General features: G+C 33.3%; 7 protein-coding genes. 4 read left to right on the forward strand and 3 right to left on the reverse strand.

The window, feature by feature from the left end; translation table 11 throughout:
- Positions 1–147 precede the first annotated feature (147 nt).
- The 3 genes from Z054_RS0123755 to Z054_RS0123770 all read right to left on the reverse strand — a co-directional run bounded on the left by Z054_RS0123755 (position 148) and on the right by Z054_RS0123770 (position 3,620).
- Positions 148–1,248, reverse strand: a complete 1,101-nt coding sequence (locus Z054_RS0123755) for a DUF4407 domain-containing protein (RefSeq protein WP_024772518.1) — start codon at positions 1,246–1,248, stop codon at positions 148–150.
- 114 nt (positions 1,249–1,362) lie between these two features.
- The gene (locus tag Z054_RS30540) at positions 1,363–3,252 is read right to left on the reverse strand and encodes a M56 family metallopeptidase (protein WP_084050564.1); all 1,890 of its coding nucleotides are present in this window, start codon (positions 3,250–3,252) and stop codon (positions 1,363–1,365) included.
- On the reverse strand, positions 3,249–3,620 hold the full coding sequence (locus tag Z054_RS0123770) for a BlaI/MecI/CopY family transcriptional regulator (RefSeq protein ID WP_024772519.1): 372 nt from the start codon (positions 3,618–3,620) through the stop codon (positions 3,249–3,251). Before Z054_RS0123770 ends, Z054_RS30540 begins: the two co-directional genes overlap by 4 nt.
- A gap of 214 nt (positions 3,621–3,834) precedes the next feature.
- Between Z054_RS0123770 and Z054_RS30545 the strand changes: the two genes are divergently transcribed.
- From Z054_RS30545 to Z054_RS29135, 4 genes are read left to right on the forward strand one after another with little or no spacing between them, the layout of a single operon-like run.
- Positions 3,835–4,854, forward strand: coding sequence for a hypothetical protein (locus tag Z054_RS30545; protein ID WP_024772520.1), 1,020 nt, complete (start codon positions 3,835–3,837; stop codon positions 4,852–4,854).
- Positions 4,855–4,886: 32 nt separating this feature from the next.
- Positions 4,887–5,687, forward strand: a complete 801-nt coding sequence (locus tag Z054_RS30550; RefSeq protein WP_024772521.1) for a hypothetical protein — start codon at positions 4,887–4,889, stop codon at positions 5,685–5,687.
- A gap of 29 nt (positions 5,688–5,716) precedes the next feature.
- The gene (locus Z054_RS30555; RefSeq protein WP_024772522.1) at positions 5,717–6,469 is read left to right on the forward strand and encodes a hypothetical protein; all 753 of its coding nucleotides are present in this window, start codon (positions 5,717–5,719) and stop codon (positions 6,467–6,469) included.
- 3 nt (positions 6,470–6,472) lie between these two features.
- Complete coding sequence (locus Z054_RS29135; RefSeq protein WP_024772523.1) at positions 6,473–8,149, forward strand: T9SS type A sorting domain-containing protein; 1,677 nt, start codon at positions 6,473–6,475, stop codon at positions 8,147–8,149.
- The last annotated feature ends 176 nt before the right edge of the window (positions 8,150–8,325 follow it).

Below are 8,325 nucleotides of genomic sequence, written 5' to 3' on the forward strand. Positions count from 1 at the left end.
CATAAAATGAAGAATATATATTCACAACCTTTTTTTCTACAGATAGTATAGATTAATCATTTTTTTATAGAGCAATGTTAAACGAACAGACCTCACGAGTAATAATATAAGCTCGTGAGGTCTGTTTTTTTATCTAACCTGGACAAACTATAAAATTCCTGTCTGTCGTTTATAAAAAGCATCTTGTTGCTTTTTCATCATTTCTCGTGCAATTTTTTTCTTATATGCATATAGTTCTTCTTCTTCTGTAAGATCACTATATACTCTATCATTAATAGTATGGTCTGTTTCTAATAGAACTTTTCGCTGATCTTCTTTTTGCGCAACCCATGTTTTTATTTCACTTTCTACATCTTCTAATTTAAAATCATACTCTCCTTTGGGTGAAAATAATTTTGCAAAGATAGGTGAGGTTTCTATTGCTAGAAATAATAAAAAGATAAAGAATGAAGGCAACCAGGGTAATTCATTTAAAGCACTCACTCGAGCCATCAATCCATCAAAATTATCAATAACGGGTTGTGATGTAGCCACTTGAGTATCATATTCGGCGGCCAATTCTGTTTTTTGAATTTCTAAAGCAGTAACTTTCTCTGCATTCGCTTTTTTCAATTCGGCTAATTCTGTTAAGGCTGCATCATGTTTCTCACGTTTTTCTTTATATACAGGTCCTTTTCCGATAATCTCAGTTCCTTTTCTTCCTTCTGCTTCTGCAATATAGGTCTCATAAAGATCGTTAACCTCGGTTTCTTTGGTTGTTATTTCCTGTTTAAGTGTACTAATTTCAGAATCAATTGCAGCAATAGCCGGAGTATATTGGGTTGCAATTTGCTCTTGATTAGCTAAAGTGAAATCATTCTTCTGTTCAAGCAAAACACGATCAATTTCTTTTTCAAAAATCTTTAGTTCTAATGGTTTAGAAATTACAACAGCTATTATAACGGCCAGAATAATTCTAGGTGAAGCTTGTAAGAGTTCATCCATAAAATTATCCTTCTTCTTAATAGTAGATACAATAAATCGATCCAGATTAAAGATCAATAGTCCCCAGATTAAGCCAAAGAAGATGGCTGCAAAATAAGTATCAAATACGGTATATAAGGCATAACTAGCTGCAATAAAAGCCATTACTGCAGTAAAGAAAACTGTTGCTCCGATACCAGCATATTTATTCTGTTCTCCATCAGAACTATCTGCTAATATATCGGCATCTGCGCCGGAGCATAAAATAAAAAAACGTTTTAACATCATCTAAGGGTTTTTGATTGATTATAAGTATAACGCTGATTTATAGCGATATGTTGCACAAAAAAACTCCCTAAGGGGAGTTTTCGTTCTTAAAATTATCAGAAAATTGATCTGCTAATTATTCTCTTTTTGTGCTTTTTCCCTAGCTCTTTGTTGTTCTTTTCTGGCTTCTTGTATACGCTTACGTGCTTCTTTTCTCTCTTTGATAGCCTCTTTTCTTACTACATCACGAGCTCTTTTAGCTTCGTCCATAGCTTTTCTACGAGCTTGTTCTGACTGTCTTCTTGATTTCTCAACATTATCTCTCGCCATCGCTCTCGCTTTCTCGGCTTGTTGCATAGCCAGTCTAGCTTCTTCCCGAGCTATTTTAGTATGGCCCATTACCTGTTTTTCAGCCTCAAATCTTGCTCTTTCAGCATTTCTCATTGCTTCTTCCCTTATCTTATAGGATTGCTCCCGGGCTCTATTTGATTCTTCCATAGCAACTACTCTGGCTTTCTCAGCCTGTTCCATCGCCATTTCTCTTACTTCTTCTGCTTTATATCTTGATGCTTCTGCCCGTTCCATTGCCAAGGCTCTTTCTACTTCTACTTGTTCGATCAAGGTTTCCCTTTCTCTTTCTGCTACTTCCATTGCAACCTCAACTTCTTGCATAGCAAGCTCTGCTTCACTTTCAATTTCTTCATATTCTGCATGAGAATAAGAAGGTGCTTTAGGAAGCTTTGACACTTTTGGTGCCTTAAGCGGTTTTGGAGGCTTTGGAGCTTTTAATTTTTTATGTGCTTTAGGAGAAGGAGGAGGCCCAGGAACGACATTTGCTCTCATTTTTGGTGGTGCCGGAGGTGAAGGCGGAATAAGATCATGCCCATCTGGATTAGCTTTATATAACCTTGTTTTTCGGTATATCTTATTGAGTTTTTTGAGAAACTTATCATTTGTGTTTTCTAATTTGACACTAAATTGAAACTCTGTTAACTCATGATTTTTCCATTGTTTTGTAGCATTATCAATAACAGTAGCAAAACCAGATAAATCAGTAGTAACCCCATTAATATTAATTTGTTCTCCACTAACTCTAATCTTGATTTTTTTATCTGGATGAGTTGGTGCTACAGTATTGGCGATTGTACTTTTTTGTTGGGCTACCATCTTATTGTTAAATAAAAGAATACATGCAAAAAGAATTGGTAAAAATAGCAGCAACCGAGTTGCAGCCTTTGTTTTAGAAAATTGTTGTGACATCATAACGATTCGTTTTTTGGTTAATGAATAATTGATAGGGCTCGCTAATGCAGCTTGATGAGTACTGTTTGGATAATTAACGAGTAGGTCCATATATTGATGTATTGAAAACTGTTGCTTCAATACTTTTTGATCAGCAAGAAATTCATGATTTAATTTAATTGATTTTTTTACCCAAAACCATATTGGATTGAACCAAAAAATCATCTGAAAAATCTCTACAAACAGAATATCTAGAGTATGCTTTTGTCGAACATGAGTTTTCTCATGTAATAATACTTCTTGTGGTATAGCTTTTTTCTGAAATTCTTTTTTAGGAACAAATATGTAATGTAAAAATGTGTGCGGAATAATAGAATTTGCAAGAAGTACATTAATGTGTGAGAACTCTTTCAGATTCTCATTTCTTCTTACCTTCTTAATCAAATGATACATATTTTTTATAAACCTAACTGCAAAAATCAAAACACCTACCCCATAAATGATCCATACTATTACCGAAAGATAGTTTGATGATGTAGCTTCTACCTGTGGATTGTCAGTTATAATCAAATGATCTACAGATTGTTGTAAGTTTTCTTGATTATGTACTATATCTGTTTCATAAGTAATAGTAATTAAAGGGATCGTATATGCAAAAATCAAACTAAAAAGAAGATAAAATCTTTTAAAATGATGCATATTTTCTCGTTCCAAAAACAGCCTGTAAAATGACCATAATAGAACTAAACAAAGAGATGATTTTATTATATATATAATCATTGCTTTTGTTTTTGGATTTGTTTATCTACTATCTTTTTAAGCTCTTCTAATTCTGTAGTAGATAAGTTTGTTTCTGATGTAAAAAATGATGCAAACTGCGATGCCGAATCATTAAAAAAATTCTTGATCAATCCATTTACATGTTTAGAAAAATAATCTGTCTTTTTTACTAATGGATAATATTCTCTTGATTTTCCATATAACGTATAATTTACAAAACCTTTATCAATCATTCTTTTCAATAGCGTAGCTACGGTAGTAGTTGCAGGTTTAGGTTCTGGAAAAGAGTCTAATAAATCCTTCATAAAGGCTTTATCTAATTTCCAGAGATATTGCATTAGTTGTTCTTCGGTTTTTGATAATTGCATTGCTCTACGTTATTAGAATTAACTCTACAAATGTAGAATAAAATATTTTACATACAAAACTTATTTGTGATTACATTACTATTTTTATGGAAAAACCATATGCAACATATTAATAATCAATTATTTAACATATACTTTACATTTAAAAAAAAAGAATAGAAATAGGGAATTTGTACCTTTAGAAATAAGATTTAACCAATAAATTTATTACACAATGAAAAAAATTATTTTATCAATAGTGACTCTCTTGAGCGCTATAGGATTGTCTGCACAACACAATTACGACAATCAGAACACTATTTACAGTCTAAGTGGTAATGTAGGAGTTGGAGTGACTAATCCAGCAACCAAACTACATATCAACGGAGACATCAGAGGAAACCTAGCAGGAGGAGCACTGCGTATTAACGGAACCTATGGGTACATTGATGTTGGCCCCCTTAACAGCGGATGGGCGCATATCTATACCGATATGCCAAAGTTTATTTTTAACAAAGATGTATACACAACTACAAATGCATTTTCTTCTTACAACAATGATCTAATCTTAAAAACCAAAGGAACTGAACGTTTAAGGATTAAAGACGAAAATGGATATATGGGAATCGGTATTTCTAATCCTCAAACTAAACTCCATATTAATGGAAGTATTAGAGGAAATCTTGCAGGAGGAGCATTACGAGTTAATGGAACTTTTGGATATATAGATGTTGGACCTCTTAACAGTAGTTGGGCACATATCTATACCGATATGCCAAAGTTTATTTTTAACAAAGATGTATACACAACTACAAATGCATTTTCTTCTTACAATAATGATCTAATCTTAAAAACCAAAGGAGTCGAACGCTTAAGGATTATCGATACTGATGGAACTGTTGGTATAGGAACTACCAATACCAGAGGTTATAAACTTGCCGTAAATGGTAATATTAGAGCCAAAGAGATTGTAGTAGAAGCTTCACCGTGGCCTGATTATGTATTTCGCTCTGATTACAAATTACCTTCTTTAAATGAGGTCAAAAAACACATTAAAACTCAAGGACATCTTCCCAATATACCGAGTGAAAAAGAAGTGTTAGAGAACGGTATTCAAGTAGGGAATATGCAAGCAAAATTACTCGAAAAGATAGAGGAGTTAATGCTCTATACAATTCAACAGGACGAAGAGCTTAAAACTTTAAGAAAAACGATATCTACTCTTCAAAATAAAGTCGAAAATCTTAGCAAATAAAAATTCATTCGATAACTCTTAAAACCAAAACGATGAAAAAATTATCAAGTTTAATTCTATGTTTTTTTATAGCTGTACTTAACCTTACGGCTCAAGATCAAATTATTAATGGCAAACTTACTGTGACTAAACAAATCAAATGGGGAAGCACAGGAGCCATTATAAATACAGACCAGGGTGCTTCTGTTGAACTAAGAGGCGATGGAGTTCCTTATTTCGATTTCTCTAATGACCCTACTACCGACTATGATATGAGATTAATCCTTAGGAATGATAACTTACTTTCTTTTGAAGGCGGCGATGTTAAAATGAGTAATAAGCTATCTACAGGCCAGAGTATTAGTTGGGGAAATACCGGAGCTATAATAAATACCGATCAAGGTGCTTCTATTGAACTAAGAGGTAATGGAGTTCCTTATTTTGATTTCTCTAATGATCCTACAACTGACTATGATATGAGGCTAATCTTAAGAGATAATAATACTCTTGGTGTTTCTGGAGGGAATTTAGCCATTGACGGAACCACAAAAACCAAAGAAGTCATAGTAAAGCCTAATGTTTGGTCAGATTTCGTATTCGAATCTGATTATATACTACCGAGTTTAGAAGAGGTTGAACAGCATATAAAAACTAACGGGCACCTAAAAAACATTCCTTCAGAAAAAGAAGTATTAAAAAAAGGAATTTCGATAGGAGAAATGAATGCTAAGCTTCTTCAGAAAGTTGAAGAATTAACGCTTTACACCATTCAACAAGAAAAAGAAATCAAAAGGTTAAAATCTATTGAGGAAAGATTAGATCAGCTTGAAAAGCTAATAGAATCTAAAAAATAAAAACCTAATTAAACTTAATAAAATAACAGATGAAAAGAATATTAAGCATTTTGTTATTAATCATAACAATTCAAACGACATCCTACAGTCAGCAAACTTTTGATGATAAAATAACCATCAATCAGTTAAACAATAAATATCCATCTTTAAATATTACAACTAGACAAGGTTTATTTAATGGAGGACACCCACATTTGTATTTTTTAAATACAGGAGGAAACTCTACTACACCAACATCAACTCCTGCAAATAAATTATTGGGAACAATTATTTATTCTGGATTTGATGGGCAATCAAATGTACAAATAGGACGAATAGGTGTTACTACAACAGGTGCGTTTACACCTGGTAGCTATCCTGCCAGAATGAATTTTCAAATAGGAGGAACTAATACCTGTTGCGGAATTACTAGAATGACTATAGATGGAGAAACAGGAAATGTAGGAATAGGAACAACAAATACCGGTTCTCATAGGTTAGCTGTCGAAGGATCCATAGGTGCAAGAGAGATGGTTGTAGAAGCAGGGACTTGGTCTGATTTTGTTTTCTATGACGATTACAAATTACCTACTCTAAAAGAAGTTGAAAATCATATTAAAGAAAATAGACATTTAAAAGATATTCCCAGTGCATCAGAAGTGCAAGAAAATGGAATTTTCTTAGGAGAAATGGATGCAAAACTTCTTCAAAAAATTGAAGAGTTAACTCTATACATTATCGAAATAAATAAAAGGGTCGATGAATTAGAAAAGGAAAACTTACAATTAAAAAATCAAAACTAAACGATGAAAAAATATTTATACGGTATCTGTTTATTAATTGCTTGTAGTATTCAAGCGCAGACCAAAGTAGGAGAAGAAGTTACTAGCACTCACCAAAGTCCGCATCCTTATCAGGGTAACATGACCAGTGTACATAAGATGGTCTGGAGTCAAGAAGTATCTCAAAAAGATGCAGGTTATGTGGCGGTACATTTCAGTAAAATACAATTAGCAGCAAATGACTATATCGTTGTAAGAGATGTAAACAATACTAGATCCTGGAAATACTCTGATAATACAATTCAGAAAAGAGGTAATAGTTTTTGGAGTATTCCTATTTATGATGATAAAATGATCATTGAGATATTTAGTAGTAATTCTAAAGGAGGATTTGGGTATATTATTGATATAGTTGCAAAAGGATATCCTTTAGAATCAATACGAGCTGAACAGGATGAAGCTCTTTGTGGAGCTGATGACTCTAGAAATGCTATTTGTTATTCAAATAACGAGCCTAATGCCTATAATCGTTCACGCGCAGTAGCCAGATTACTAATTAACGGAACATCTGCTTGTACAGGTTGGTTAATCGGAGATAATGGTCAATTAATGACCAATGAACATTGTATCCAAAACCAAGCTGATGCTAATAATGTGACTGTAGAATTCATGGCACAAGGTGCAAATTGTAATTCAAATTGTGATTCTTGGCTTGCCTGTTCAGGTACCGTTGAGGCTACATCTGCAAATCTTATTCGTGCAAATGCACCATTAGATTATGCTCTTTTACAATTAAACACGACTACTAATTTACCGCAAAACTATGGGTTTCTACAATTAAGAAATACTGGTGCGGTTATAAACGAACGTATCTATATCCCTCAACATCCACGAGCTTGGGGTAAACGAATTGCATTACTTTCTACAAATACAAATGATCAAGGAGGTGTAGCCCGTATATTTTCTTTAACTCGACCTCGTTGTGGTGGAAGTGGTAATGATATAGGATATTTTGCCGATACCCAAGGTGGATCTTCTGGATCTCCTGTTTTGGGATATGGTGATGATCTTGTAGTTGCTTTACACCATTGCGCCAATTGCCCAAACAGAGGAGTACCTATTGAAGAAATTATTCAGAATTTGGGTAATGACTTACCTCCAAATGCTCTCCCATCAAATGGATGTCCTGATAATTTGACTGTGACTCAAAATGTTCCGTCAGGAACCACTGATAATCAAGAAGCCGCAAATATGTTAACAGCAAATAATACCATCTCAAATGGTGGTATTGCAACATATACTGCTGGTCAAAAAGTGACACTCTCAACTGGTTTCAAAGCTTCAAGTGGGTCAAAATTTACTGCAAAAATTCAAAATTGTACAACTTCTAGAGAAGTAGAATCCACATCAATAGAAGAAAATAAAAGTGTTTCTGCCATAGACAAACCTGAATTTGAGGATTTTGTAATACACCCAAATCCTACAAATCATGAGTTCACTATTTCTACATACTCTCTAAAAAATCTAGATAATGCATCTATTAAAGTTTATGACATTTTGGGAGCTATAAAACTAAAGCAAGATATCTCATCTACCAAAAACAATGTAAATGTTCAAACTCTTAAAGAAGGTTTGTATTATATTATTATATCGACTAATAACGGAATTTCGATTTCTAAAAAATTACTGATCAAACGATAACAAATTTATTTCTAAATAAAAAAGCGGGTGTGCAGTATAAGTAACTGTCACCCGCTTCATATTGTCTAATCTATAACCAGGTTTATTAGGTTATTTTTTTACAATTGTGTGTATTTCTGAAGCTCCTTTTGATGTTATTTTTACGAAATAATTTCCTTTTTCGGTTATTGCTCCTC

The organism is Aquimarina macrocephali JAMB N27 (genome assembly GCF_000520995.1).
Taxonomy (GTDB): Bacteria; Bacteroidota; Bacteroidia; order Flavobacteriales; family Flavobacteriaceae; genus Aquimarina; species Aquimarina macrocephali.

What these genes read in the sequence shown, in the direction of transcription:
- Z054_RS30555 (WP_024772522.1), top strand. Translation starts at nt 5,717, where the DNA reads ATGAAAAGAATATTAAGCATTTTGTTATTAATCATAACAATTCAAACG.
- Z054_RS29135 (WP_024772523.1), top strand. Translation starts at nt 6,473, where the DNA reads ATGAAAAAATATTTATACGGTATCTGTTTATTAATTGCTTGTAGTATT.
- Z054_RS30545 (WP_024772520.1), top strand. Translation starts at nt 3,835, where the DNA reads ATGAAAAAAATTATTTTATCAATAGTGACTCTCTTGAGCGCTATAGGA.
- Z054_RS0123755 (WP_024772518.1), bottom strand. Translation starts at nt 1,248, where the DNA reads ATGTTAAAACGTTTTTTTATTTTATGCTCCGGCGCAGATGCCGATATA.
- Z054_RS0123770 (WP_024772519.1), bottom strand. Translation starts at nt 3,620, where the DNA reads ATGCAATTATCAAAAACCGAAGAACAACTAATGCAATATCTCTGGAAA.
- Z054_RS30540 (WP_084050564.1), bottom strand. Translation starts at nt 3,252, where the DNA reads ATGATTATATATATAATAAAATCATCTCTTTGTTTAGTTCTATTATGG.
- Z054_RS30550 (WP_024772521.1), top strand. Translation starts at nt 4,887, where the DNA reads ATGAAAAAATTATCAAGTTTAATTCTATGTTTTTTTATAGCTGTACTT.